Raw genomic sequence first — 25,510 nt, forward strand, 5'->3', positions numbered from 1 at the left:
CGGTCCTCAGCTCTGCGACACGGACTTGGGCAGGATGTCGTTGGCGACCATTTCACCGAACGGGCTCACATAGCCACCGGTCTTCGGCTGCTCCGGGCGCTGCACGTCCAGGTGCGGGAACAGCAGCTCGGCGACGCGGTACGACTCCTCCAGGTGTGGATAACCAGAGAAGATGAACGTGTCGATGCCAAGATCGGCGTATTCCTTGACCCGCGCCGCGACGGTCGGGCCATCACCCACCAGCGCGGTGCCGGCACCGCCACGCACCAGGCCGACACCGGCCCACAGGTTCGGCGCCACTTCCAGCTTGTCGCGTTTGCCGCCATGCAGGGCGGCCATGCGCTGCTGGCCGACCGAATCAAAGCGCGCCAGCGATGCCTGGGCGCGGGCGATGGTGTCGTCGTCCAGGTGCGAGATCAGCTTGTCGGCGGCGGCCCAGGCCTCTTCATTGGTTTCCCGCACGATCACGTGCAGGCGGATGCCGAAGCGCACTTCACGGCCTTGGGCCGCAGCCTTCTCGCGCACCTGGGCGATCTTCTCGGCGACGGCCGCCGGCGGCTCGCCCCAGGTCAGGTACAGCTCGACCTGCTCGGCGGCCAGGTCCTGGGCGGCCTCGGAGGAGCCACCGAAGTACAGCGGCGGACGCGGCTGCTGGATCGGCGGGTAGAGCAGCTTGGCGCCTTTCACCTGGATATGCTTGCCGTCGTAGTCGACCGTTTCGCCTTCGAGTACCTTGCGCCAGATGCGGGTGAATTCCACCGACGCCTCGTAGCGTTCCTGGTGGTTAAGGTGCAGGCCGTCGCCGGCCAGTTCGTCCGGATCACCGCCGGTCACCAGGTTGAACAGCGCCCGGCCGTTGGACAGGCGATCGAGGGTGGCGGCCTGACGCGCGGCCACGGTCGGCGAAATGATCCCCGGGCGCAAGGCCACCAGGAACTTCAGGCGCTCGGTCAGCGGAATCAGCGACGCCGCCACCAGCCAGGAGTCCTCGCAGGAACGTCCGGTGGGGATCAGCACGCCGCCGAAGCCCAGGCGGTCGGCGGCCTGGGCGATCTGGCTCAGGTAGCCGTGGTCGACGGCGCGGGCGCCTTCGCTGGTGCCCAGGTACTTGCCGTCACCGTGGGTGGGGAGGAACCAGAAGATGTTAAGGCTCATTGGAGTTGTCTCCTCAAGGGTGGCTCATGCCGGGGCGGCGCCCCGGCGCAGGCGAATCGTTCAAGGCGCGCTGGCGACCTTGGCCGGGGGTGTCCAGATCACGTCCTTGATGCTCAAGGGCTTGGGAATCAGCTTCAGGGCCTGGAAGGTGTCGGCGATCTTCTGCTGCGCGGCGATCACTTCCGGGGTCAGCGGCGCGGCGCCGTAGCCCTGGCGTTTCACCGAGGTCAGAGTGATGTCGGCGGGCAGGCCGAGCAGCGGCGCGACCTGGTCGGTGACCTGCTGCGGGTTGGCCTGGGACCATTCGCCCACGGCGCGTACTTCCTCGACCAGGGTGTTGATCACCGCCGGGTGCTGGGTGGCATAGCTGCGGGTGGCCAGGTAGAACTGGTGGTTGTCGACCAGGTCCTTGCCGTCACGCAGGGTGCGTGCCTGCAGCTGTTGCTCGGCGGCGGCCTGGTACGGGTCCCAGATCACCCAGGCGTCGACGCTGCCGCGCTCGAATGCGGCGCGGGCATCGGCCGGTGGCAGGTAGACAGGCTGGATATCGGTGTACTTGAGGCCAGCGTCTTCCAGGGCGCGCACCAGCAGGTAGTGCACGTTGGAACCCTTGTTGAGGGCGACTTTCTTGCCCTTCAGTTCCTTCACCGACTGGATCGTCGATCCCTTCGGCACCAGGATCGCCTCGCTGTGCGGGGCTGGCGGCTCATAGGCGACGTACAGCAGGTCGGCACCCGCGGCCTGGGCGAACACCGGCGGGGTTTCGCCGGTCACGCCGAAGTCGATGGAACCGACATTGAGACCTTCGAGCAGTTGCGGGCCGCCGGGGAACTCGGTCCATTGCACGTCGATGCCCTGTTCCTTCAGGCGCTTTTCCAGCGAGCCCTTGGCCTTGAGCAGCACCAGGGTGCCGTATTTCTGATAACCGATGCGCAGGCTCTCGGCCTGGGCTTGAGTGATGGCGCCGAAGGACACAGCCGCCGCAAACAGGGCGACCAGACCGCGACGCAAGAAGATTGTGCGCATGGCGCTCTCCTGTGCGAGTGGGTTCGGGTAGCACCTGCTTGCCTCGTTGACGGGCGAGTAAGGTGGGAACAACGGTCAAGCGGTGTAGCGGGCGATCAGATGCTCCAACGGGCACTGATCAGGCGTTCGTTGAGCTCGCCCGGCACCACCGGCCGAGGCCGGCGTGCCAGGGCGCTGTGGAACGTTTCCAGCGAATCCTGCAGGCGCTGCTCCAGGGCAGCGGCCAGTTGCGCGGGTCGGGTGCCTTCGCCGTAGGCGACCTGGCTGTCGTCGGCGAAGATCCCCTGCAGGGTCTCCTGCGCCTTGAGGGCCGACAGCACGGGCTTGAGGGCGTAGTCCACGGCCAGCATGTGGGCGATGCTGCCGCCGGTGGCGATCGGCAGGACCACCTTGTGTTCCAGGGCACGTTCGGGCAGCAGGTCGAGCAAGGTCTTCAGGGCGCCGGCGAACGAGGCCTTGTACACCGGGGTGGCAACCACCAGGCCATCGGCCTGGGCCACCAGTTCATTGAAGTGACGCACCTGCGGGCTGTCGAAGCGCGCGTGGAGCAAGTCCTCGGCGGGGAATTCCCGCACCTGGAAGGTCACCACCTCGACGCCGCGCTCCTGCAGCCAGTCGCGCGAGCGTTCTAGCAGCACGCCTGAGCGTGAACGAAGACTGGGGCTACCACCGACAGAAACAACCAGCATTGAAAGCGCTTCCTTCGATTCGATTGCAGGGCCGCGAGGGGTTGTCCCCGCTGGATGGAAGTGACATTAACAGTTCGTCACATATATCTATAAATCATATTTTAGTATTTATTTATTCCATATAGAGATATTAAGATTTATCTCTGTAGGAGCGGCCTTGTGTCGCGAAAGGGCCGCAAAGCGGCCCCGGTGATAGGTGCATTGACGCTGAAATCTTGGGGGTGCTGCGCACCCCTTTCGCGGCACAAGGCCGCTCCTACAGGCTTTCGGCGGACATAAAAAAGGGCCGTCGAAACGGCCCGAAGATCCCTGCTTGGCTAAGAGCAATGCAACGAGGAATGCCTCATCGATTCGGTTGCGGGGTCAGTCGCAGATAGGGTTTCACCGCCCGGTACCCTTTCGGGAAACGCCGTTTGATTTCGTCCTCGTCCTTGAGCGAAGGCACGATCACTACCTCGTCGCCGTCCTGCCAGTTGCCTGGCGTGGCGACCTTGTAGTTGTCGGTCAGCTGCAGCGAGTCGATCACCCGCAGGATCTCGTTGAAGTTGCGCCCGGTACTGGCCGGATAGGTGATGGTCAGGCGCACCTTCTTGTTCGGGTCGATGACGAACAGCGAGCGCACGGTCAGGGTGTCGCTGGCGTTGGGGTGGATCAGGTCGTACAGGTCGGAGACCTTGCGGTCGGCGTCGGCGATGATCGGGAAGTTGACCACGGTGTTCTGGGTCTCGTTGATGTCATCGATCCACTTGTGGTGCGAGTCGACCGGGTCCACCGACAGGGCGATGGCTTTCACGCCACGCTTGGCGAAGTCTTCCTTGAGCTTGGCGGTCAGGCCCAGCTCGGTGGTGCACACCGGGGTGAAGTCGGCCGGGTGGGAGAACAGCACGCCCCAGCTGTCGCCCAGCCATTCGTGGAAACGGATCTTGCCGACGCTGGAATCCTGTTCGAAATCGGGGGCGATATCGCCGAGTTTGAGGCTCATGGAAGCGGCTCCTGTGCTGTGTCTGGCCTTGTGGGTTCAATGTGCCTGCTTCCGAATAAAAATAAAAAGAATATATATCGATTTATTTATAACCATTAAGCATACGGATTCGCAGACACAAAAAAGCCTCGCACTAGGGGAGGCTTTTTTGATGCCGCTACGACTTACATGAAGGCGTAAGTGTAGTTGACGATGAAGCGAGTCTGGTCCTGGTCGTTCGCCGAACCCGAACCGGTACCACGGTAGACGCCCTGGCGCAGGCTGAAGCCCAAGCCTTTGAGCGCGCCGCTTTGCAGAACGTAATCAACACGTGCGTCACGCTCCCATTCGCTGAAGGTGCCATGGCCATTGGTGGCACGGCCATCTTCACCGCGCAGGTAGGCGACGGAGGCTTTCAGGCCCGGCACACCCAGGCGAGCGAAGTCGTAGGAGTACTGACCGAAGGTGGTGTTTTCACCGGCCTTGGCGAACTGGTTGATCATACTGTCGGTGAACAGATAGAAGCTTGCGCCGCCAGCACCTTCGTCGACCAGGCTGCCTTGGTTCAGCCAGACGAAACCACCATCATCGCTGACCTGCTGGTGGCCCAGCATCAGGGCATGGCCACCGAGGGTGTAAGTGAACATGGCCGACCAGGTCTTGTTGTCGACCTCGCCTGGGTTCTTGGCGTAGCCGTTGTTGTTCTTGAACTCGTAACCGGCTTCACCGTTCTTGCCGTCCTTGCTGCTCTTGAAGTAGCGCAGGTCAGTCTTGAACGACTGGTCGTCAGCGATCTGGAACACGTGAGTCGCGCCCAGGAAGTGCTGCTTGTAGAAGTCTTCCAGGTTCGAGTAGTAGTACTGCAGGGTCAGGTCCTTGGTGACCTTCCAGTCAGCACCGGCGTAACGGAACTTGTTGCTTTCCTGCGTAGCACCCTGCACCGACAGACCAGTGCGGTTGCTCGACGAACGACCCATAGCGTGGGTCAGCTGACCGGCATTGAGGGTCAGGTTGTCGATCTCTTTCGAAGAGATGGTGCCGCCTTCGAAGGTTTGTGGCAGCAGACGACCATCGTTGGACACGAGGATTGGCAGGTTAGGTGCCAGTGCGCTACCGAAGTGCGCCTCGGTCTTGGAGAAACGAGCCTTTGCATTGGCGCCCAGACGTGCCCACTGCTTCTCGGCAGAGCCGTCGGAGTCACTAGGGAAGAAGCTGCTGCCGTTCTGGTGGTAGCCCTTGCCGCCATCCAGGTGAATACCCCACAGGGCTTGAGCGTCCACACCAAAGCCAACGGTGCCTTCGGTGAAGCCGGAGATGTAGTCAAGCTTGAAACCTTGACCGGACTCACGCACGTCAGGACGTGGCTTGCTACCAGGCGCTTCACGGTTGTCGTTGTTGAAGTACATGGTGCGCGAGCTCAGGGACAGCTTGCTGTCCTCGACGAAACCTGCAGCGCCTGCTTGTTGGGCGAGAACCCCCAGTGCCACGGCCAGGGCCAGGCTGGACTTGTACATGTTTTGCTCCTCTACGTTCTAATTTTTGTGCGTCTCAAGCGGCGGGATCTGCTGCCCCACTCGCCCGGATTGGCGATTTAGCACCAATGCGTGACCGCCAAGTCAATCGCTAACGGTCGATCTGCGACTTTGGTCTAACCCGCCGACCTGCGCTACAGGATAATGACAATCCTATAAATCCAAAATGACCGTTTTATGAATCTGTAAGATTTTTACGGAATAACATCGGAACCATTCCTACGAAACGTTGTATCGACGCCGTCAATCATACCTTTAGGTTATGTGCAAACGTTTGCCGAGCTTTCGACCAGCGGTCCCTCCGCAGGAACCGAACAAGACTAGCCGTCTTGAGCGATTCCGCCAGCTTCGCCCCCGCCTGTGGAAGCGAGCTTGTCCTGCGATGAAAACGGCCCCACACCAACATGGGGGGTCAGAGCGTTTGGCTTTTAAGCTAAGTCCAAAAAGTTATTTATTTACTATTTCTTAGATCATCTAGTCTTCTCGCCATCCATCCCAGAATGCCTGACGAGAGGTTCAACCATGATCCCGCACGCTCCGCTGCGCCTGTTCGCCGCCCTGACCCTCGCCAGTGCCAGCTGGCTGGCCCAGGCCGCCGACCTGACCGTCGCCTACCAGACCACCGTCGACCCGGCCAAGGTGGCCCAGGTCGATGGCACCTATGAAAAGGACAGCAAGGCCAGCATCGACTGGCGCAAATTCGACAATGGCGCCGATGTGATCACCGCCGTCGCCTCGGGCGACGTGCAGATCGGCTACCTCGGCTCCAGCCCGCTGGCCGCCGCCGCCACCCGCAAGCTGCCGGTCGAAACCTTCCTGATCGCCACCCAGATAGGCGCAGGCGAAGCCCTGGTCGCCCGCGACAGCATCAAGACCCCGCAGGACCTGGTGGGCAAGAAAGTCGCCGTGCCGTTCGTTTCCACCGGCCATTACAGCCTGCTGGCCGCGCTCAAGAGCTGGAACATCGACCCGTCGAAGGTGCAGATCCTCAACCTCGCGCCACCGGCAATCATCGCCGCCTGGAAACGCGGCGACATCGACGCCACCTACGTCTGGGACCCGGCCCTGGGCGTGGCCAAGGAGAACGGCAAGGTGCTGATCACCTCGGGCGAGCTGGCCGAGAAAGGCGCGCCGACCTTCGATGCCTGGATCGTGCGCAAGGACTTCGCCGCCAAGCACCCGGAGATCGTCAAGTCGTTCGCCAAGGTCACCCTTGACGCCTACGCCGACTACCGCAAGGACCCGAAAGCCTGGCTGGCCGACAAGGACAACGTTGCCAAGCTGGTCAAGCTGTCCGGCGCCAAGCCGGCCGATATCCCGGTGCTGCTGCAGGGCAACGTCTACCCGCTGGCCGCCGACCAGGCCAGCGCACTGGGCGCGCCGACCACCCAGGCACTGACCGACACCGCGACCTTCCTCAAGCAACAAGGCAAGGTCGACGCCGTGCTGCCTGACTACTCGCCCTACGTCAGCGCCCAATACCTGCCCAACTGATCCGGAGCCCGTCATGGCCTTGCTCGAACTGGAGCGCATCAGCGCACAGTACCCCGGCGCCACCACCCCGGTGCTGGCCGACATCAACCTGAGCCTGGGCCCGCGCCAGCTGCTGGTGGCCCTCGGGCCATCCGGCAGCGGCAAGACCTCGCTGCTCAACCTGATCGCCGGCTTCGTCGCCCCCAGCGGCGGGCGCATCAGCCTCGACGGCGCGCCGGTGCAAGGCCCGGGCGCCGAGCGTGGCGTGGTATTCCAGGACGATGCCCTGCTGCCCTGGCAGGACGTGCTCGGCAACGTCGCCTTCGGCCTCGAGCTGGCCGGCGTGCCCCGTGCACAGCGTGAAGCCAAGGCCCGCGAGATGCTGGCGCTGGTCGACCTGGCCGGCTTCGGCGAGCGACGCATCTGGCAATTGTCCGGTGGGCAGAAGCAGCGCGTGGGCCTGGCCCGGGCGCTGGCCGCCGACCCGCGGGTGCTGTTGATGGACGAGCCGTTCGGCGCCCTCGATGCCTTTACCCGCGAACAGATGCAGGAGCTGCTGCTGCAGGTCTGGCAGCGCACCGCCAAGCCGGTGTTCCTGATCACCCACGACATTGAGGAAGCGGTGTTCCTCGCCACCGAGCTGGTGCTCCTGGCGCCCAATCCGGGGCGTGTGGTCGAGCGCCTGCAGTTGGAGTTCGGCCAGCGCTATGCCGCTGGTGAGTCGGCCCGGGCGATCAAGTCCGATCCCCGTTTCATCGAAACCCGCGAGCACGTGCTGGCGCGGGTGTTCTCGCAACGTCAGGAGTCCGCATGAGCAGCATCGAATTGCCGGCCGCCGCCAAGCAGGCACAACGCACGCCTCCTGTCGTGAAGACCCGCAAGCCCTTGTCGACCCGCTGGATCAGCGCCCTCACCCTGGCCGCCCTGCTGCTGGCGTGGTGGCTGGTGACCGCCGCCGGCTGGATCGAACCCCTGTTCCTGCCCTCGCCCGCCGACATCCTGGCCAAGGGCTGGACGCTGCTCACCCGGGGCTACATGGACGCCAGCCTGTGGCAGCACCTGGGCGCGAGCCTGGGCCGTATCGGCCTGGCGCTGGTGGCGGCGACACTGACCGCCATCCCCGTCGGCCTGGCCATCGGCTACAACCGCGTGGCCCGCGGCATCCTCGACCCACTGATCGAGTTCTACCGACCGATCCCGCCGCTGGCCTACCTGCCGCTGATCGTCATCTGGTGCGGTATCGGCGAGCTGTCGAAGGTGCTGCTGATCTACCTGGCGATCTTCGCCCCGATCGCCATCGCCACCGCCACCGGCGTGCGCACCGTCGACCCGGCCAAGCTGCGCGCCGCGCAGTCGCTGGGGGCCACCCGGGCGCAACTGATCCGCCATGTGATCCTGCCCAGCGCCCTGCCCGACATCCTCACCGGCGTCCGCATCGGCCTCGGCGTGGGCTGGTCGACCCTGGTCGCCGCCGAGCTGATCGCCGCCACCAGCGGCCTGGGCTTCATGGTGCAGTCGGCGGCGCAGTTCCTGGTCACCGACGTGGTGGTGCTGGGGATCCTGCTGATCGCCCTGATCGCCTTTGCCCTGGAGATGGGCCTGCGCGCCCTGCAGCGCAAGCTGGTGCCCTGGCATGGCCAGAGCCACTGATACCTCCTGACAATCGCGGGGCAAACCCGCTCCCACGCCAAGCACTCACCTCGTGGGAGCGGGCTTGCCCCGCGATAGAGATTCTCGATCTGTATACCCGACAGCGGGAACGAACCTTTGAGCGAGACCGACATGAGCCTGACCGTTACCCCCTTGAGCCCGGCACTGGGCGCGCAGATCAGCGGCGTGGACATCAGCCGCGACATCACCCTCGAACAGCGTGACGCCATCGAGCAGGCACTGCTCGAACACCAGGTGCTGTTCTTCCGCGACCAGCCGATCACCCCCGAGCAGCAGGCCCGTTTCGCCGCCCGCTTCGGCGACCTGCACATCCACCCGATCTACCCCAATGTGCCACAGACGCCGCAGGTATTGATCCTCGACACCGCGGTCACCGATGTGCGCGACAACGCCGTCTGGCACACCGACGTGACCTTCCTGCCGACCCCGGCGCTGGGCGCGGTACTCAGCGCCAAGCAGTTGCCGGCCTTTGGCGGCGACACCCTGTGGGCTAGCGGGATCGCCGCGTTCGAGGCGTTGTCGGCGCCGCTGCGCGCGATGCTCGACGGCCTGACCGCCACCCACGACTTCACCAAGTCGTTCCCGCTGGAGCGCTTCGGCACCACCGCCGAAGACCTGGCGCGCTGGGAAGCCACCCGGCGCAACAACCCACCGCTGTCGCACCCGGTGGTGCGTACCCATCCGGTCAGCGGGCGCAAGGCATTGTTCGTCAATGAGGGGTTCACCACGCGGATCAACGAGCTGAACGAGCAGGAGAGCGAGGCACTGCTCAAGCTGCTGTTCGCCCATGCGACGCGGCCGGAGTTCAGCATTCGCTGGCGTTGGCAGGAAAACGACGTGGCGTTCTGGGACAACCGCGTGACCCAGCACTTTGCGGTGGATGACTACCGGCCCAATCGGCGGGTGATGCATCGGGCGACCATTCTGGGGGATGCGCCGTTCTGAGGTTTCCTGTGCGGGCCTCTTCGCGGGACAAGCCCGCTCCTACAAGGGTTACGCGATCCCTGTAGGAGCGGGCTTGTCCCGCGAAGAGGCCGGAACAGGCTTACCTCACCAGATGCAGGTACTGCATGTGCCGCTCATACTGGTCGAGGATGTCGTTGATGATCTGCTCCTTGCTGTAGCCCACCAGATCATAGTTCTGGCTACCTTCGCTCAAGTGCACCTCGGCCCGGTAGTAGCGACGATTCTTCAACTCCTGCGTCCCCAGCCCACCTAGCGCGAACGACGGCGTGAAGTAGCCACGCATCTGTACCTGGTAGATGAACGGCTGCTCCTCGCCATGGCCGATCTTCAGGCTGACGTTGTCGTGGCTCGGGTCGTCCTGGGTGATCAGCACCAGCCCCTTCTGCTCGAACACCTCGCGCACCTCGGCGATCGCCGGACGCACCACGTCGTCCATGAAGCGATACACCTCGTCCCGCGACGGGAAGTGCACGGCCTGGCTCAGCCGCTGGCGCCAGCCACCACGCCCACGCCGGGACTGGGCGAAGGGCGCCAGCGAGTGCATCTGCGCGATCTGCCGCTGGCTTTCCAGGTAGAAGGCCTTGTGCAGCCCCCACATCATGCACAGCAGGATCAGCGAGAACGGCAGCGAGGTCAGCACCACCGCCGACTTCAGCGAGTCGATGCTGCCGGCGAACAGCAGCGCGCTGGTGATCAGCGCGGTCATCGCGCCCCAGAAGATGCGCAGCCAGTTCGGGCCGTCCTCGTCGGCGCCGCCGCCCTTGGCCGACAGCGTCGACAGCACCACCGTGCCGGAGTCGGCCGAAGTGACGAAGAACACGAAGCTGATGAACACCGTCACGGCGATCACCGTCTTGCTCCACGGGTAGGTTTCCAGCAGCAGGTACAGGCTCATCGACGGGTTGTCGATGGCCGACTGCCCCAGCGCGGTCATGCCGTGGTTGATCACCTGGTCCAGGGCGCTGTTGCCGAAGATCGACATCCACGCCAGGGTGAAGCCCAGCGGGATCAGCAACACGCCGAAGACGAACTCGCGGATGGTGCGCCCGCGCGAAATGCGCGCGATGAACAGCCCCACGAACGGCGCCCAGGCAATCCACCAGGCCCAGTAGAACACCGTCCAGCCACCCAGCCAGTCGCGTTGCTCGCCGTAGGCGTACACATCGAAGCTCTTGCGCGGCAACGCGCCCAGGTAGTCACCCAGGTTCTGGATCAAGGTGTTGAACAGGTGCTGGGTGGGCCCGGCGAACAGCACGAACAGCAGCAGCGCGCAGGCCAGGAACAGGTTGATGTCGCTCATCACCCGCACGCCCTTCTCCACCCCGGCGACCGCCACGGCCACCGCCGCGCCCATCATCAGGGTGATGAGGATCACCTGCACCCACTGGCTGTGACTGATGCCGAACAGGTAGTCGAGGCCGGCGTTCAGGTGCAGCACGCCGAAGCCCATGTCGGCGCCCAGGCCGAACACCGTGGCGATGATGCCGAAGCCGTCCACCGCATAGCCGATCGGGCCGTTGATGCGTTTGCCGATCAGCGGGTACAGCGCCGAGCGCAGGGCCAGCGGCAGGTTGTGCCGGTAGGCGAAGTAGGCCAGCGCCATGCCGACGAAGGCGAACACGCCCCAGCCGTGCAGGCCCCAGTGCAGGAACAGGATCTGCATCGCCTGGCGCCCGGCCTCGGCCGTGCCGGCCTCGCCCTGCGGCGGCTGTAGCATGTGGGTCAGCGGCTCGGAGACGCAGAAGAAGAACAGGGTGATGCTGATGCCGGCGGCGAACAGCATGCCGGCCCAGGACAGGTAGCTGAACTCGGGTTCGTCGTGGTCGGCACCGAGCTTGATCTTGCCGTAGCCGGACAAGGCGGTGACCACCACGAAGACCAGGTACAGGGTCATGGCCAGCATGTAGTACCAGCCGACGGTGTTGGCTGCCCAGTTTTGCGCCGCCAGCAGCCAGTCCCCGGCGGCCTGGGGCTGGGCGATGACGACCAGGCCGAAGAGGAGGATGAAGCTTGCCGCGAAGTAGAACACGGGGGGGTTCATGCGGATCTTGCCGTGGGCAAGGTCGGGGGTCGGTGCACTCATTGAACGGGCACCTCGTCGAAGGACGTGAGGTTCGGATTGAACGGGTTCAGCAAAGGCGATTCCTCCTTTTGAACACCGGCAATGGACCAGCGTTTTTCGTTGAACAAGCGTTCAAGTTAAACATGGATCGAGTTTCAATGCGACCCGATGCCGCTGGGCGGGGACCGAACAGAATGCACGTGGGAGCGGGCTTGCCCCGCGATTGCAGGGTCACGCCCACCATCGCCATCGCGGGGCAAGCCCGCTCCCACGCATCCCAGCCCTTGAGTCAGAAGGCTTTCTTGCCCTCACAATCCAGCTGCAGGTTAGCCTGGGTAATGTTGCTGTCAGCCGGCACGCTGCGGGTCAGCCACACGTTGCCGCCGATGGTCGAGCCCTTGCCGATGGTGATCCTTCCGAGAATGGTCGCACCCGCGTAGATCACCACGTCGTCCTCGACGATCGGGTGGCGGGCCAGGCCCTTGTGCAGGGTGCCCGATTCGTCGCTGGGGAAGCGCTTGGCGCCCAGGGTCACGGCCTGGTAGATACGCACCCGCTCGCCGATGATCGCGGTCTCGCCGATCACCACGCCGGTGCCGTGGTCGATGAAGAAACTCGGGCCGATCTGCGCGCCGGGGTGGATGTCGATGCCGGTGGCCGAGTGCGCCAGCTCCGAGCTGATACGCGCCAGCAACGGCAGGCCGGCCCGGTACAGGTGGTGGGCCAGGCGGTGGTGGATGATGGCCAGGATGCCCGGGTAGCACAGCAGCACCTCGTCGACGCTGCGCGCTGCCGGGTCGCCGTGGTAGGCGGCGAGCACGTCGGTGTCCAGCAGCACGCGCAGGGCCGGCAGGGCCGCGGCGAAGTCCTGGATCAGGCGCAGGGCATGGCCATCGACATCGACCACATCGGTCTTGCCATGGCGCGCCGCGTAGCGCAGCTCCAGGCGGGCCTGGGCCAGCAACGCTGTGAGCGCGGCATCGAGGGTGTGGCCGACGTAGAAGTCTTCACTCTCCTCACGCAGGTCCACCGGGCCCAGGCGCATGGGAAACAGCGCGCCGCACAGCTGCTCGAGAATCTGGCGCAGCGCCTCGCGCGACGGCAGTTCGCGCCCGCCCTGCTCGCCGCTGCTGCGGCCGTTGCTGCTGCGCCACTGTTCTCGGGCGCTGCGCAGGCCACTGACAATGCCCTGCAATTGCCAGTGCCCGGTTGATGGTTGTTCGCTCACGGTGTTTCTCCTGCCAGGCGGCTATCTCGATATACCTACGTTCCCTGTAGGAGCGGCCTTGTGCCGCGAAGGGGCCGCGCAGCGGCCCTGGGATCTTCGCGCAGAAGCACCTATCGGCGGGGCCGCTGCGCGGCCCTTTCGCGGCCCAAGGCCGCTCCTACAGGGAGGGTGTAAGCCACGATACGTCAAATCTGCCTCTTGGAAAAAACAACGCTTTATTCCATCCTGAGCTAAGTCGGGCATAAGCGACTGCAAAATGCAGAAACGGGAATAACAACCTGATTTTTTATTATTTCCCGACCTATAAAGCCCACCTCTATAGTCGCCACCTCACTACTTCCACAACAAGCGCGGGGCCTGCCATGACCAAATTCGCCAAACCCCTTCTCAACGCCAGCCTGGCGCTCCTGCTCGGCGCCGGCCTGCTCGGCCAGGCCTTCGCCGGCGAGCAGTTGAAGACCATCCAGGAGAAAGGCGTGATCAACGTCGGCCTGGAAGGCACCTACCCACCGTTCAGTTTCCAGGACGAGAACGGCAAGCTGTCCGGCTTTGAAGTCGAGCTGTCCGAACTGCTGGCCAAGGAGCTTGGGGTCAAGGCCAAGGTCCAGCCGACCAAGTGGGACGGCATCCTCGCCGCCCTGGAGTCCAAGCGCCTGGACGTGGTGATCAACCAGGTGACCATCTCCGAAGAGCGCAAGAAGAAGTACGACTTCTCCGAGCCCTACACCGTTTCCGGCATCCAGGCCCTGGTCCTCAAGGGCAGCGACAACGAGAAGAACATCAAGACCGCCGCCGACCTCGGTGGCAAGAAGGTCGGCGTCGGCCTGGGCACCAACTACGAGCAATGGGTGAAACAGGACGTGCCGACAGCCGATGTCCGCACCTACGAAGATGACCCGACCAAATTCGCCGACCTGCGCAACGGCCGTATCGACGCCATCCTGATCGACCGCCTGGCCGCACTCGAGTACGTGCAGAAAACCGCCAAGGACAAGAAACCGACCGCGCTGGCCGGCGAGAAATTCTCCAAGCTGGAATCGGGCGTGGCCCTGCGCAAGGGCGAGCCTGAACTGCTCGCGGCGCTGAACAAGGCCATCGACAAGCTCAAGGCCGACGGCACGCTGGCCAAGCTGTCCGAGAAATACTTCGGTGCCGATGTCACCAAATGATCGCTGAAAGCCTGCAACTCGTTGTCGATTCCGCGCCCTTCCTGCTCAAGGGCGCGGGCTATACCGTGCTGCTCAGTGTCGGCGGCATGTTCTTCGGCCTGGTGCTGGGCTTCGCCCTGGCGCTGATGCGCCTGTCGAAGATCCTGCCGCTGGACTGGCTCGCCCGCATCTACGTGTCGTTCTTCCGCGGCACGCCGCTGCTGGTGCAGCTGTTCGTGATCTACTTCGGCCTGCCGCAGATCGGCATCGAGCTCGACCCGATCCCGGCATCGCTGATCGGCCTGTCGCTGAACATGGCGGCGTATATCTGCGAAATCCTCCGCGCGGCGATCTCCTCGATCGACCGTGGCCAGTGGGAAGCGGCGGCCAGCATCGGCATGACCCGCACCCAGGCCATGCGCCGGGCGATCCTGCCGCAAGCCCTGCGCACCGCCCTGCCGCCGCTGGGCAACAGCTTCATCTCGCTGGTCAAGGACACCGCGCTGGCGGCGACCATCCAGGTGCCCGAGCTGTTCCGCCAGGCGCAGCTGATCACCGCCCGGACCTTCGAGGTCTTCACCATGTACCTGGCTGTCGCGGTGGTCTACTGGATCCTCTGCAGCATCCTGGCGCACTTCCAGAACCGCATGGAAGCGCGGGTCAACCAGCACGACCAGGAGCACTGAGATGATCGTAGTAGAAGGCCTGAGCAAGCAGTTCAAGGGCCATACCGTGCTCAACGGCATCGACCTGACCGTGCAACCGGGCGAGGTGGTCGCCATCATCGGCCCCAGCGGCTCGGGCAAGACCACCTTCCTGCGTTGCCTGAACCTGCTGGAAACCCCCGATGCCGGGCGCATCCAGATCGGCGACATCAGCATCGACGCCAATCGCCCGCTGGGCGGCCAGCAGGGTGCCATCCGCCGCCTGCGCCAGCAGGCCGGGTTCGTGTTCCAGAACTTCAACCTGTTTCCCCACCGCACCGCCCTGGAGAACGTCATCGAAGGGCCGGTGATCGTCAAGAAGACGCCCCGCGACAAGGCCATCGAGCTGGCCAGGCGCCTGCTGGCCAAGGTCGGTCTGGCGGGCAAGGAAGACGCCTACCCGCGCCGCCTGTCCGGCGGCCAGCAGCAGCGGGTGGCCATCGCCCGCGCCCTGGCCATGGAGCCCGAAGTGATCCTGTTCGACGAACCCACCTCGGCGCTCGACCCGGAGCTGGTGGGCGAGGTTCTGGAGACCATCCGCGGCCTGGCCGAGGAAAAGCGCACCATGATCATCGTCACCCACGAAATGAGCTTCGCCCGCGATGTCGCCAACCGGGTGATCTTCTTCGACAAGGGCGTGATCGTCGAGCAGGGCGAGTCCAAGGCGCTGTTCGCCAACCCCAAGGAAGAACGCACCCGCCAGTTCCTGCGCAAGTTCCTCGGCACCGCCGCCGGCCAGGAATGAGCCCGATGCGCGGGGCTCACACCTCGCGCAGGTTGTGGCAACGCCGGAAACGGGCTTCCAGGTTGCGATCGGGCATCTGGTGACTGCGCAGGGCGTTGAGGGTCTGCTCCACGTAGTCGCGCGTCGTGCCGTAGCGCCCCTTGGCGCTGGCGAGGATCTGGCTGAGCAGGGTGTCCGGCAGGTTGCCCGCGTAGCACGGCAGGTGCCGTTCCAGTACGAAGCCCAAGGCCTGAACCTTGCTGCCGTCGCCCAGGCGGCAGCTGAGCCAGTGCGGGCGATAGGCCGGGAACGGCATTTCCCGTTGCCACAGGGCCATCAGCGAATCATCCAGGTTGCTGTCATCCAGACGGTAGGCGAAACCGCTGCAGGAACCGCCACGGTCCAGGCCAAACACCAGGCCCGGGCATTCCGGAGTGCCGCGATGCTCGTGAGACCACAGGTACAGGCCGCGATGGTAGCCATGCACCCGTGCCCGCTGGCGCTCGACCGAATTGCATTCGGGGCGCCAGATCAGCGAGCCGTAGGCGAACAGCCAGACCGGGCCGCCTTCGTGCAGAGACATGGTTTCCTGCATCGAGCGCTGCAGTTGTTCGCGGGTCAACTGCTGCCCGAAGTCGAGTGACGGCGGATAGGCTATTTGCCAGGATGAACTTTCAAGTGTCGACATGAGCTGCCGCCATAGGGGTCAATCAATCCTGCGCATCTTCACAGAGTCGACAACGCGAACTGCATGCTCCGTTGCACCTTGTTCTCGGACAAACCCCGGAAGATCCAAAGTGATGCCTTTCTTTGTAATGATCTTCGGCTGGATCCTAGGCTAAACGCAAGGACAGCGTCCAGTGAACAAGCAATCCCCGGCGCCGACGAATGGAATTTTCCCAATTAATAGCATTTTGATCTTTCTTCGCTAACGTCAGATAACAACGACGTTTGTTCGAGCCAGTGACGTGCCCGTGCCCGGGCTCCCTGGCCGAACACTAGGTTTGAGCGAACCGCAGTATCCAGACCTAAACCAGACAAGGAATCAGTGAATGGACAGTGATTGCGTGAAAGTCCTCAAGCGCGTTGCATGGACGTTGATCTTCACTGGACTGTCCATGAACATCGCCCAGGCCACCCCCGGCAATTGCTCTACATTGTCCGCCCTGCCGGCGGTGATCGAGGTCGGCGAAGGTATGCAGAAGGTGATGAACTCGGAGGTTGCCATCACGCGTCTGGCCATTGGCGATCCAAAAGTCGCTGACGTTCAGACCTATGGTAAAAATGATGCGTACCTGCTGACCGGCATCGCCCCCGGTGCCACCAGCCTGATGGTCTGGACTGCCTGCTCCAGCGCCCCGCGCCAAAGCATGGTGTTCGTCCAGGGCAAGGGTGCCGGCTCGCTGATGAGCACGGCGTTACCGCCGTCGGAAGACCCCTCGCTGCCCAGCCAGGTGCAAACCGACATACGCTTCGTCGAAGTCAGCCGTACCAAGCTCAAGGAAGCCAGTACCTCGATCTTCGGCAAAGGCGGAAGCTTCCTGTTCGGCTCCCCGGGCACCGTCCCGCTGGTGACCGTGTCGCCCGGCCAACTCGGTAACACAGCCACCGCGATCCCGCTGGACAACAGCACGTTCAACATCGGTATCGGCGGCGGCAAAGTGCTCGGGCTGATCAACGCGCTCGAAGGCAGTGGCTTCGCCTACACGCTGGCGCGGCCGAGCCTGGTGGCACTCAGTGGCCAGAGCGCGAGCTTCCTGGCCGGGGGTGAGGTACCGATTCCGGTGCCCAGCAGCGGCAGCGACACCATCTCGATCGAGTACAAGGAGTTCGGCATTCGCCTGACCCTCACGCCAACCATCGTCGGACGTGACCGTATCGCCTTGAAAGTGGCGCCAGAGGTCAGCGAACTCGACTACAACAACGGCGTGCGCATCGCGGGCATCACCGTACCGGCGCTGAGCGTGCGTCGCACCGACACCAGTATTTCCCTGGCCAACGGCGAGAGCTTCGTGATCAGTGGATTGATCAGTACCAGCAACATTTCGTCCGTGAGCAAGTTTCCAGGCCTGGGCGACGTTCCGGTCCTGGGGGCGTTCTTCCGTGACTCCACCATCAGCCGCGAGGAAAAGGAACTGTTGATGATCGTCACCCCGCACCTGGTGCAACCGTTGGCGGCGGATGCCCGCCTGCCGTCGTTGCCGGGGGAGAACCTGCGTAATTACGACCCGAACTGGTTCCGCATGTATTTCCTCGAAGACGGTAACTTCGACCGGCTCAGTGGGTTGTCGCAATGAGCATCAGGGCCTTGAGGGAGCACAGGGTGAAAGCACTGATCGCGGTGCTGGGATTGATGATGCTCGGTGGCTGCGCCACCGATGGGGGCGGCAGATGGTCAAGCCTGGGAAGCGCCAGTTGCGCCAAACCAACCCCCGATCAAGAGCTGTCGCTGAGCATGGCTGACGACATGATCGGCGACGGCAAGTTGCACGCAGGCCTGGCCAACCTGCAGAACCTCCCTGACGACCTTGCCGCAGTACGCCTGCGCAAGGCCAAGATCTATCGCATGCTTGGCCAGAGTGAGGCCGAACCGCTGTATCGCAGCTTGCTCGGTACCTGTCTGACCGCTGAGGGCGAGCACGGCCTGGGTCAGTTGGCGACTTCCCGCGCCGACGCCGCGCAAGCGCTCGAACACCTGCAGCGCGCCGCGCGCCTGTCCCCCACCGATGAGAAGATTCGCAACGATCTGGGCGTGGTCTACCTCAAGCAACTGAAACTCAAGGAAGCCCGTTTCGAACTGATCACCGCCATGGAACTGAAGCCGTCCGATACCTTGGCAGCCAGCAACCTGGTGACCCTGCTGATTTACCAAGGCAACTGGAAGCAAGCCTCGGAGCTGGCCAACCGTGCCGGCCTGAACCCCGAGCAAGTCACCCAGGCCAAGGAGCGTGCGGAAAAACTCAAGGCATCGACGACCGCGGCGGCGGTGCCCAGTGATCGTGTCACAACGGCCCTCGAGCCGTCGGTTGCCAACCCGTCAACAACGCAGAGGTAGTGATGAAAAACAACCTAGCCAGTTGCCTGGGGCTGTTGCTCGTTCCGCTCGCAGCCCAGGCCATCGAACCCGGCCCTTCCTCGGAGCAACAGCAGCAAACCGAAGACTGGCTGGTGCTGCAATCTCACGGCCAGGCCATGTCGCCCATCCGGCAAACGGCTGCGGCCAGTGAGCGCGACCTGGCCTTGCAGCGCTGGCTGGAGAGCTACAAACACGCCATCCCCGAGTACTACAAGGAATACTCCGGCGGACAACGCAAATAGCCACAGACGGCACCGGGCCCGGGCCTTCAGCGTTTCCTTGCGCTGGAGGCCCGGGCCCGGTTTGTATGCGGCGTTTGCTCAGAGCTTGCCGAACACCTTGAACACACCAACGATCGCAGGCCCGATGGCCACCAGGAAGAAGCTTGGCCACAGGCAGAAGATCAGCGGGAACACCAGTTTGGTACCGATCTCTGCCGCACTCTCCTCGGCCATTTGCGTGCGTCGGTCACGAAACTCCTCGGCATAGATGCACAAGGCAAGGACCCGTCATACTTCGCCCGCGCCTTCAAGCAACTAGTCGGCTGTACCCCTAGCGAATACCGCCAGGCGCAACACGCCGACGCTGCGACGGCATCGCCATTTACCGAAGACTTGTCAGAGGTCGTCGAAAGCCTTCAGCAGCTTGCCAATCGCTGAATGAACCGCTCGCCGAAACGACGGCGTGCAAGCCCCGCGCTGATTTGCTCAAAGATAAGTGGCCATCACCCCCGCGGCGCGTAGGCAAACACGTCAGCACGCATGCGGTGGGCATCCATGCCGGCCTCGACCAATGCATCGAGGGTGGCGTAGACCATGTTCGGCGAGCCGCTGGCATAGACGTGCACCTGGTTCAGGTCGCCGATGTCCTCGCACACCGCCTCGTGCAACAGGCCGCAGCGCCCCTCCCAGCCGCACAGGTCGCTGACCACCTTGTGCAGGAACAGGTTGGGCAGGCGCTGCCACTCGTCCCAGTGCTCGATCTCGTAGAAGTCCTCGGGCCGGCGCACGCCCCAGTACAAATGCACCGGATGCTTGAAGCCCTGGGCGCGGCAGTGCTCGACCAGGCTATGCATCTGGCCCATGCCGGTACCGGCGGCGATCAGCACCAGCGGGCCGTCGGGCAGCTCCGCCAGATGGGCATCACCGAACGGCAGTTCGATACGCGCCAAGCCACTGCGCCGCAGTTGCTCGATCAACTGCACGGCGCTGCTTTCCCGGGCCAGCACATGCAGCTCCAGGTCACGACCACCGTGGGGCGCCGAGGCGAGGGAGAAGGCCGCCTTGTCCATACCCTCGCGCTCGATCATCAGGTACTGCCCCGCGTGATAGCGCGGCGGCTTGCCGGCGGGCGCGCGCAGGCGCACGCGCCAGACGTCGCCACCGACCTCGACGCATTCGCTCACGGTACAGGCCAGCTTGCGCACCGGCAGCTCGCCCAGGGCCAGCACACCATCCCACAGCAACACGCAGTCCTCCAGCGGCTCGGCGATGCAGGTGAACAGTTCACCGTGATCGCGGACTTGGCCTTCCTGGCGAACACTGCCTTCCACCAGCAGCGCGGCACATACATGGCAATTGCCGTTGCGGCAGCTGCTTGGGCAGTCGTAGCCCAGGCGCCGCGCGGCATCCAGAATCCTTTCACCCGGTTCGACCGCCAGTACCGCCCCGGAAGGCTGCAAGGTTACCTGCATCAATCTATTCCCAACTGGTCCCACAGCTCATCGATACGGCGGGTGACGGCCTCGTCCTTGACGATGACCCGGCCCCATTCGCGTGTAGTCTCGCCCGGCCATTTGTGCGTGGCGTCCAGGCCCATCTTCGACCCCAGGCCCGACACCGGCGACGCGAAGTCGAGGTAGTCGATCGGGGTGTTGTCGATCATCACCGTATCACGCTTGGGGTCCATGCGCGTGGTGATGGCCCAGATCACATCGTTCCAGTCGCGGGCATTGATATCGTCGTCAGTGACGATAACGAACTTGGTGTACATGAACTGTCGCAGGAACGACCACACACCCAGCATGACGCGCTTGGCGTGGCCAGGATACTGCTTCTTCATGGTCACCACCGCCATGCGGTACGAGCAGCCTTCCGGCGGCAGGTAGAAGTCGGTGATCTCGGGGAACTGCTTCTGCAGGATCGGCACGAACACTTCGTTCAGCGCCACGCCGAGGATCGCCGGCTCATCCGGCGGTCGGCCGGTGTAGGTGCTGTGGTAGATCGGTTTCTGCCGGTGGGTGATGCGCTCGACGGTGAACACCGGGAAGCTGTCCACTTCGTTGTAGTAGCCGGTGTGGTCGCCGTACGGGCCTTCCGGGGCCATCTCGCCGGGGTGGATGACCCCTTCGAGGATGATTTCGGCGGTGGCCGGCACCTGCAGGTCGTTGCCACGGCACTTGACCAGCTCGGTGCGGTTGCCACGTAACAGGCCGGCGAAGGCGTATTCGGAAAGGGTGTCCGGGACCGGTGTCACGGCGCCGAGGATGGTCGCCGGGTCCGCGCCCAGGGCCACGGCCACCGGGAACGGCTGGCCGGGGTGCTTCTCGCACCATTCGCGGTAATCCAGCGCACCGCCACGGTGGCTCAGCCAGCGCATGATCACCTTGTTGCGGCCGATCACCTGCTGGCGGTAGATACCGAGGTTCTGGCGGTCCTTGTTCGGCCCGCGGGTGACGGTCAGGCCCCAGGTGATCAGCGGCGCCACGTCGCCCGGCCAGCAGTGCTGGATCGGCAACTGGCCCAGGTCGACGTCGTCGCCTTCGACCACGATTTCCTGGCATACCGCGTCCTTGACCACCTTCGGCGCCATGGACACGACCTTCTTGAAGATCGGCAGTTTCGACCAGGCGTCCTTCAGGCCCTTCGGCGGCTCGGGCTCCTTGAGGAATGCCAGCAGCTTGCCAATCTCGCGCAGTTCGTCAGTCGATTCGGCGCCCATGCCCATGGCCACCCGCTCAGGGGTGCCGAACAGGTTGCCCAGCACCGGGATGTCGAAGCCGGTGGGCTTTTCGAACAGCAACGCCGGGCCCTTGGCGCGCAGGGTGCGGTCGCAGACTTCGGTCATTTCCAGTACAGGGGAGATGGGAACCTGGATGCGCTTGAGTTCACCGCGCTGTTCCAGGCCACGGATGAAGTCGCGCAGATCGCGATACTGCATGCAAGGGCCTCGTGTTGGGCGTATCGGTCGGGGGGCAGAGTGTAGCGTTGTTCACGCCTTGTTTGGGGGCAAAAATGAAAAGGGGCCGCTTCGCGACCCATCGCGGCACAAGGCCGCTCCTACAAGGGGATGGTTAATCCTGTAGGAGCGGCCTTGTGCCGCGATGGGCTGCGCAGCAGCCCCAATCGGTTCCAGCCTGAAACGTTTACTTGCGCTTCATCGACAGGAAGAACTCATCGTTGGTCTTGGTCTGCTTGAGCTTGTCGACCAGGAACTCGATGGCGGCGATCTCGTCCATCGGGTGCAGCAGCTTGCGCAGGATCCACATGCGCTGCAGTTCGTCGTCGGCGGTCAGCAGCTCTTCGCGACGGGTACCGGACTTGTTGATGTTGATGGCCGGGAACACACGCTTCTCGGCGATGCGACGGTCCAGGGGCAGCTCCATGTTGCCGGTACCCTTGAACTCTTCGTAGATCACTTCGTCCATCTTCGAGCCGGTCTCGACCAGCGCGGTGGCGATGATGGTCAGCGAACCGCCTTCCTCGATGTTACGCGCGGCACCGAAGAAACGCTTCGGCTTCTCCAGGGCGTGGGCGTCGACACCACCGGTCAGCACCTTGCCGGAGCTCGGGATCACGGTGTTGTAGGCACGGGCCAGACGGGTGATCGAGTCGAGCAGGATGACCACGTCCTTCTTGTGCTCGACCAGGCGCTTGGCCTTCTCGATGACCATTTCGGCGACCTGCACGTGGCGGGTCGGCGGCTCGTCGAAGGTCGAGGCGACCACTTCGCCGCGCACGGTGCGCTGCATCTCGGTCACTTCTTCAGGGCGCTCGTCGATCAGCAGGACGATCAGGTGGCACTCGGGGTTGTTACGGGTGATGTTGGCCGCGATGTTCTGCAGCATGATGGTCTTGCCCGCTTTCGGCGGGGCGACGATCAGGCCGCGCTGGCCCTTGCCGATCGGGGCGCACAGGTCGATGACGCGACCGGTGAGGTCTTCGGTGGAGCCGTTGCCGGCTTCCATCTTCAGGCGCTTGTTGGGGAACAGCGGCGTCAGGTTTTCGAAGAGAATCTTGTTCTTCGCGTTTTCCGGACGGTCGAAGTTGATGGTGTCGACCTTCAGCAGCGCGAAGTAACGCTCGCCTTCCTTCGGTGGACGGATCTTGCCGACGATGGTGTCGCCGGTGCGCAGGTTGAAGCGACGGATCTGGCTGGGCGAAACGTAGATGTCGTCAGGGCCGGCCAGGTAAGAGGCATCCGCCGAACGCAGGAAACCGAAACCATCCTGGAGAATCTCCAGCACGCCGTCACCCGAGATCTCTTCGCCGCTTTTCGCATGCTTTTTCAGCAGGGCGAAAATCACGTCCTGTTTGCGCGAACGGGCCATGTTTTCGATGCCCATCTGTTCGGCCATTTCCAAAAGATCGGTAATCGGCTTTTGCTTGAGTTCTGTCAGGTTCATAAGGGGAGTGACGTAATCATGTAAGGAAGGGAGAAATTAAGCGTTGGCTTAATGAGGCCGCGCCGCAAGATGGCGACAGGATCGCGTACTGATTCGAATTAGGGATGCTTCGGCGACGGCGTGCAGAGGGCACTGGAGAAGCAGTGCGAGGCCGAATGTAACACTTGCTTTTTTCGACGTCTAGTGGTTTTGACCACCGTTTTCCGGGGCTATCCGTCTGGATGGGCGTGATAGCGGGGCTCGTCGGCCCTCACGGAAAATGCCTACATCAGATAAAGAAAAGCCCCGCATTTGCGGGGCTTCATCAAATCACAGGTTGGCGTCGATGAACGCTTGCAGCTGCGATTTGGACAGCGCGCCGACCTTGGTGGCCTCGACGTTGCCGTTCTTGAACAGCATCAGCGTCGGGATGCCGCGCACGCCGTGCTTGGCCGGGGTTTCGGCGTTTTCGTCGATGTTCAGCTTGGCGACGACCAGTTTGCCTGCGTAGTCTTCGGCAATGGCGTCCAGTACCGGAGCGATCATCTTGCATGGACCGCACCATTCAGCCCAGTAGTCGACCAGGACCGCGCCTTCAGCCTTCAGTACGTCGGCTTCGAAGGTGGCGTCGGTGACGTGTTTGATTTTGTCGCTCATGGAAATCTCCAAGGTCGTAAGCAATAAAAAACGTTGCCCATCATAGCGGCACCCTGACGCGACAGGAAGCCACAGCTGATTGAGTGTAACTATAGTTGTGCAAGACGCCACGAATCGAAACTGTCATGTCACGGTCATAACATTGCTATGACATTGCCATGCATCAAGCCTTGCCGTGCCGCTCGTTGGCGTATGCCCGCGATCGTGGCACGATTGTCGGGTTAACGACCGAGAACCCCCAGACCATGCCGCACACCACCGCGAAGAACCTGTCTCTGATCGCCGCCATCGACCTGGGCTCCAACAGCTTCCACATGGTCGTGGCCAAGGCCCATCACACGGAAATCCGCATCCTCGAAAGGCTTGGAGAAAAGGTTCAGCTCGCCGCCGGCATCGATGAAGAGCGCAAGCTCAGCGAAGAAGCCATGCAGCGCGGCCTGGAATGCCTCAAGCGCTTCGCCCAGCTGATCAACGGCATGCCCCAGGGCTCGGTGCGCATCGTCGGCACCAACGCCCTGCGCGAAGCGCGCAACCGCAACGAATTCATCCTGCGCGCCGAAGCCATCCTCGGCCACCCGGTCGAGGTCATCTCCGGCCGCGAAGAAGCGCGCCTGATCTACCTGGGCGTGTCCCACACCCTGGCCGACACCCCTGGCAAGCGCCTGGTCGCCGACATCGGCGGCGGCAGCACCGAGTTCATCATCGGCCAGCGTTTCGAGCCGCTGCTGCGCGAAAGCCTGCAGATGGGCTGCGTGAGCTTCACCCAGCGCTACTTCCGCGACGGCAAGATCACCCCGGCGCGCTACGCCCAGGCCTACACCGCCGCGCGCCTGGAGCTGATGAGCATCGAGAACGCCCTGCACCGCCTGACCTGGGACGAGGCCATCGGCTCGTCCGGGACCATCCGCGCCATCGCCGCGGCGATCAAGGCCATCGGCCAGGGCAGCGGCGAGGTCAACGCCGAGGGCCTGGCGGCGGTCAAGCGCAAATTGTTCAAGCTCGGCGAGACCGACAAGATCGACTTCGAAGGGGTCAAGCCGGATCGGCGGACCATCTTCCCGGCGGGCCTGGCCATCCTCGAGGCGATCTTCGACGCCCTCGAGCTGCAGCGCATGGACCACTGCGACGGCGCCCTGCGCGAAGGCGTGCTGTTCGACCTGCTGGGCCGACACCACCACGAGGACGTGCGCGAACGCACCCTGAACTCGCTGATGGAGCGCTACCACGTCGACCAGGGCCAGGCCGCGCGCGTGGAGCGCAAGGCGCTGCATGCCTTCGACCAGGTGGCCAATGCGTGGGATCTGGAGGAGGGAAACTGGCGCGATCTGCTGGGTTGGGCGGCAAAAATCCATGAAATAGGACTGGATATTGCCCACTACCACTACCACAAGCACGGCGCCTACCTGATCGAGCACTCCGACCTGTCGGGTTTCTCTCGCGAAGACCAGCAGATGATGGCCCTGCTGGTGCGTGGTCACCGTCGCAACATTCCCAAGGACAAGTTTGCCGAGTTCGGCGACGAAGGCGTCAAGCTGATCCGCCTGTGCGTGCTGCTGCGCTTCGCCATCCTGTTCCACCATATCCGCGGCACCCAGCAGATGCCCAAGGTGGAGCTGCAGGCCGGCGACAACAGCCTGACGGTGGTCTTCCCGAGCGGCTGGCTGGAGCAGAACCAGCTGACCCAGGCCGACTTCGCCAACGAAGCGGAGTGGCTGGCGCGGGTCAACTTTGTTCTCAGCGTCAGATAGTGCTGGTTCGGGCGACGCGTACCCTGTGGGAGCGGGTTTACCCGCGAAGCAAGCAACGCGGTGCCTGGCACCGGCTACGCCGGTGTT

Annotated in this window: 24 protein-coding genes and 1 pseudogene; 12 read left to right on the plus strand and 13 right to left on the minus strand. The window is 63.5% G+C overall.

Annotation, left to right across the window (positions count from 1 at the left end):
* Nucleotides 1–6: 6 nt before the first annotated feature.
* The 5 genes from ssuD to VUG52_RS26160 form a co-directional block, all read right to left on the minus strand.
* Nucleotides 7–1,155 (minus strand): FMNH2-dependent alkanesulfonate monooxygenase, encoded by a 1,149-nt coding sequence (gene ssuD / locus VUG52_RS26140; RefSeq protein ID WP_062575545.1) that lies wholly within the window; start codon nt 1,153–1,155, stop codon nt 7–9.
* 60 nt (nt 1,156–1,215) lie between these two features.
* The gene (locus tag VUG52_RS26145; protein ID WP_028689217.1) at nt 1,216–2,181 is read right to left on the minus strand and encodes a sulfonate ABC transporter substrate-binding protein; all 966 of its coding nucleotides are present in this window, start codon (nt 2,179–2,181) and stop codon (nt 1,216–1,218) included.
* A gap of 95 nt (nt 2,182–2,276) precedes the next feature.
* Nucleotides 2,277–2,870, minus strand: coding sequence for an NADPH-dependent FMN reductase (gene ssuE, locus VUG52_RS26150; protein WP_028689218.1), 594 nt, complete (start codon nt 2,868–2,870; stop codon nt 2,277–2,279).
* A gap of 343 nt (nt 2,871–3,213) precedes the next feature.
* Nucleotides 3,214–3,852: a peroxiredoxin gene (locus tag VUG52_RS26155; protein ID WP_050707455.1), complete on the minus strand. Its 639-nt coding sequence runs from the start codon at nt 3,850–3,852 to the stop codon at nt 3,214–3,216.
* Nucleotides 3,853–4,016: 164 nt separating this feature from the next.
* Nucleotides 4,017–5,345: an OprD family porin gene (locus VUG52_RS26160; protein WP_050707456.1), complete on the minus strand. Its 1,329-nt coding sequence runs from the start codon at nt 5,343–5,345 to the stop codon at nt 4,017–4,019.
* 540 nt (nt 5,346–5,885) lie between these two features.
* Here VUG52_RS26160 and tauA point away from each other — a divergent pair.
* The 4 genes from tauA (at nt 5,886) to tauD (ending at nt 9,452) form a co-directional block, all read left to right on the plus strand.
* Complete coding sequence (tauA, locus tag VUG52_RS26165; RefSeq protein WP_050707457.1) at nt 5,886–6,857, plus strand: taurine ABC transporter substrate-binding protein; 972 nt, start codon at nt 5,886–5,888, stop codon at nt 6,855–6,857.
* Nucleotides 6,858–6,870: 13 nt separating this feature from the next.
* Nucleotides 6,871–7,650 carry a taurine ABC transporter ATP-binding subunit gene (tauB, locus tag VUG52_RS26170; protein ID WP_050707458.1) on the plus strand — a complete coding sequence of 260 codons (780 nt, stop codon included), beginning with the start codon at nt 6,871–6,873 and terminating at the stop codon, nt 7,648–7,650.
* Entirely contained in the window at nt 7,647–8,486 is an 840-nt protein-coding gene (gene tauC, locus VUG52_RS26175; RefSeq protein WP_050707459.1) for a taurine ABC transporter permease TauC, read from the plus strand. Before tauB ends, tauC begins: the two co-directional genes overlap by 4 nt.
* Nucleotides 8,487–8,618: 132 nt before the next feature.
* Nucleotides 8,619–9,452, plus strand: coding sequence for a taurine dioxygenase (tauD, locus tag VUG52_RS26180; RefSeq protein WP_050707493.1), 834 nt, complete (start codon nt 8,619–8,621; stop codon nt 9,450–9,452).
* 100 nt (nt 9,453–9,552) lie between these two features.
* Here the strand turns inward: tauD and betT are convergent, their stop codons facing one another.
* Both betT and epsC read right to left on the minus strand, forming a co-directional pair.
* A complete protein-coding gene (gene betT / locus VUG52_RS26185) occupies nt 9,553–11,514 on the minus strand; it encodes a choline transporter BetT (RefSeq protein WP_162232990.1) in 1,962 nt (653 codons plus the stop codon).
* A 310-nt stretch (nt 11,515–11,824) separates the two neighbouring features.
* Nucleotides 11,825–12,763, minus strand: coding sequence for a serine O-acetyltransferase EpsC (epsC, locus tag VUG52_RS26190; RefSeq protein WP_050707461.1), 939 nt, complete (start codon nt 12,761–12,763; stop codon nt 11,825–11,827).
* Between the two features lie 362 nt (nt 12,764–13,125).
* On the opposite strand from epsC, the gene tcyJ reads away from it, so the two are divergent.
* The 3 genes from tcyJ to tcyN are packed head-to-tail and all read left to right on the plus strand — an operon-like array spanning nt 13,126 to nt 15,360.
* A complete protein-coding gene (tcyJ, locus tag VUG52_RS26195) occupies nt 13,126–13,932 on the plus strand; it encodes a cystine ABC transporter substrate-binding protein (protein ID WP_050707462.1) in 807 nt (268 codons plus the stop codon).
* A complete protein-coding gene (gene tcyL, locus VUG52_RS26200; RefSeq protein ID WP_046857530.1) occupies nt 13,929–14,597 on the plus strand; it encodes a cystine ABC transporter permease in 669 nt (222 codons plus the stop codon). Before tcyJ ends, tcyL begins: the two co-directional genes overlap by 4 nt.
* Nucleotide 14,598: 1 nt before the next feature.
* Entirely contained in the window at nt 14,599–15,360 is a 762-nt protein-coding gene (gene tcyN, locus VUG52_RS26205) for an L-cystine ABC transporter ATP-binding protein TcyN (protein WP_050707463.1), read from the plus strand.
* Between the two features lie 16 nt (nt 15,361–15,376).
* Here the strand turns inward: tcyN and VUG52_RS26210 are convergent, their stop codons facing one another.
* Nucleotides 15,377–16,027 (minus strand): gamma-glutamylcyclotransferase, encoded by a 651-nt coding sequence (locus VUG52_RS26210; protein ID WP_050707464.1) that lies wholly within the window; start codon nt 16,025–16,027, stop codon nt 15,377–15,379.
* Nucleotides 16,028–16,391: 364 nt separating this feature from the next.
* Between VUG52_RS26210 and VUG52_RS26215 the strand changes: the two genes are divergently transcribed.
* The 3 genes from VUG52_RS26215 to VUG52_RS26225 are packed head-to-tail and all read left to right on the plus strand — an operon-like array spanning nt 16,392 to nt 18,657.
* The gene (locus VUG52_RS26215; RefSeq protein ID WP_050707465.1) at nt 16,392–17,636 is read left to right on the plus strand and encodes a type II and III secretion system protein family protein; all 1,245 of its coding nucleotides are present in this window, start codon (nt 16,392–16,394) and stop codon (nt 17,634–17,636) included.
* Between the two features lie 26 nt (nt 17,637–17,662).
* Nucleotides 17,663–18,394: a tetratricopeptide repeat protein gene (locus VUG52_RS26220; protein ID WP_050707466.1), complete on the plus strand. Its 732-nt coding sequence runs from the start codon at nt 17,663–17,665 to the stop codon at nt 18,392–18,394.
* Between the two features lie 2 nt (nt 18,395–18,396).
* Nucleotides 18,397–18,657, plus strand: coding sequence for a DUF3613 domain-containing protein (locus tag VUG52_RS26225; RefSeq protein ID WP_050707467.1), 261 nt, complete (start codon nt 18,397–18,399; stop codon nt 18,655–18,657).
* A gap of 78 nt (nt 18,658–18,735) precedes the next feature.
* Here the strand turns inward: VUG52_RS26225 and VUG52_RS26230 are convergent.
* Nucleotides 18,736–18,912: pseudogene (locus tag VUG52_RS26230) on the minus strand (type II secretion system F family protein); the annotation flags it as partial.
* Between VUG52_RS26230 and VUG52_RS26235 the strand changes: the two are divergent.
* On the plus strand, nt 18,871–19,074 hold the full coding sequence (locus VUG52_RS26235; protein ID WP_256206042.1) for a helix-turn-helix domain-containing protein: 204 nt from the start codon (nt 18,871–18,873) through the stop codon (nt 19,072–19,074). The pseudogene VUG52_RS26230 and the gene VUG52_RS26235 sit on opposite strands and share 42 nt — an antisense overlap.
* 65 nt (nt 19,075–19,139) lie before the next feature.
* Here VUG52_RS26235 and VUG52_RS26240 read toward each other — a convergent pair whose 3' ends face one another.
* From VUG52_RS26240 to trxA, 4 genes are all read right to left on the minus strand, one after another.
* Nucleotides 19,140–20,108, minus strand: coding sequence for a CDP-6-deoxy-delta-3,4-glucoseen reductase (locus tag VUG52_RS26240; protein WP_050707468.1), 969 nt, complete (start codon nt 20,106–20,108; stop codon nt 19,140–19,142).
* Entirely contained in the window at nt 20,108–21,574 is a 1,467-nt protein-coding gene (gene ubiD, locus VUG52_RS26245; RefSeq protein ID WP_050707469.1) for a 4-hydroxy-3-polyprenylbenzoate decarboxylase, read from the minus strand. The genes VUG52_RS26240 and ubiD overlap by 1 nt, the downstream gene beginning before the upstream one ends.
* A 205-nt stretch (nt 21,575–21,779) precedes the next feature.
* Complete coding sequence (gene rho / locus VUG52_RS26250; protein ID WP_011536308.1) at nt 21,780–23,039, minus strand: transcription termination factor Rho; 1,260 nt, start codon at nt 23,037–23,039, stop codon at nt 21,780–21,782.
* Nucleotides 23,040–23,348: 309 nt separating this feature from the next.
* Nucleotides 23,349–23,675, minus strand: coding sequence for a thioredoxin TrxA (trxA, locus tag VUG52_RS26255; protein WP_050707470.1), 327 nt, complete (start codon nt 23,673–23,675; stop codon nt 23,349–23,351).
* A 245-nt stretch (nt 23,676–23,920) separates the two neighbouring features.
* On the opposite strand from trxA, the gene ppx reads away from it, so the two are divergent.
* Entirely contained in the window at nt 23,921–25,423 is a 1,503-nt protein-coding gene (ppx, locus tag VUG52_RS26260) for an exopolyphosphatase (protein WP_050707471.1), read from the plus strand.
* The last annotated feature ends 87 nt before the right edge of the window (nt 25,424–25,510 follow it).

The organism is Pseudomonas sp. LH21 (assembly GCF_036549575.1).
GTDB classification, from domain to species: domain Bacteria; phylum Pseudomonadota; class Gammaproteobacteria; order Pseudomonadales; family Pseudomonadaceae; genus Aquipseudomonas; species Aquipseudomonas peradeniyensis.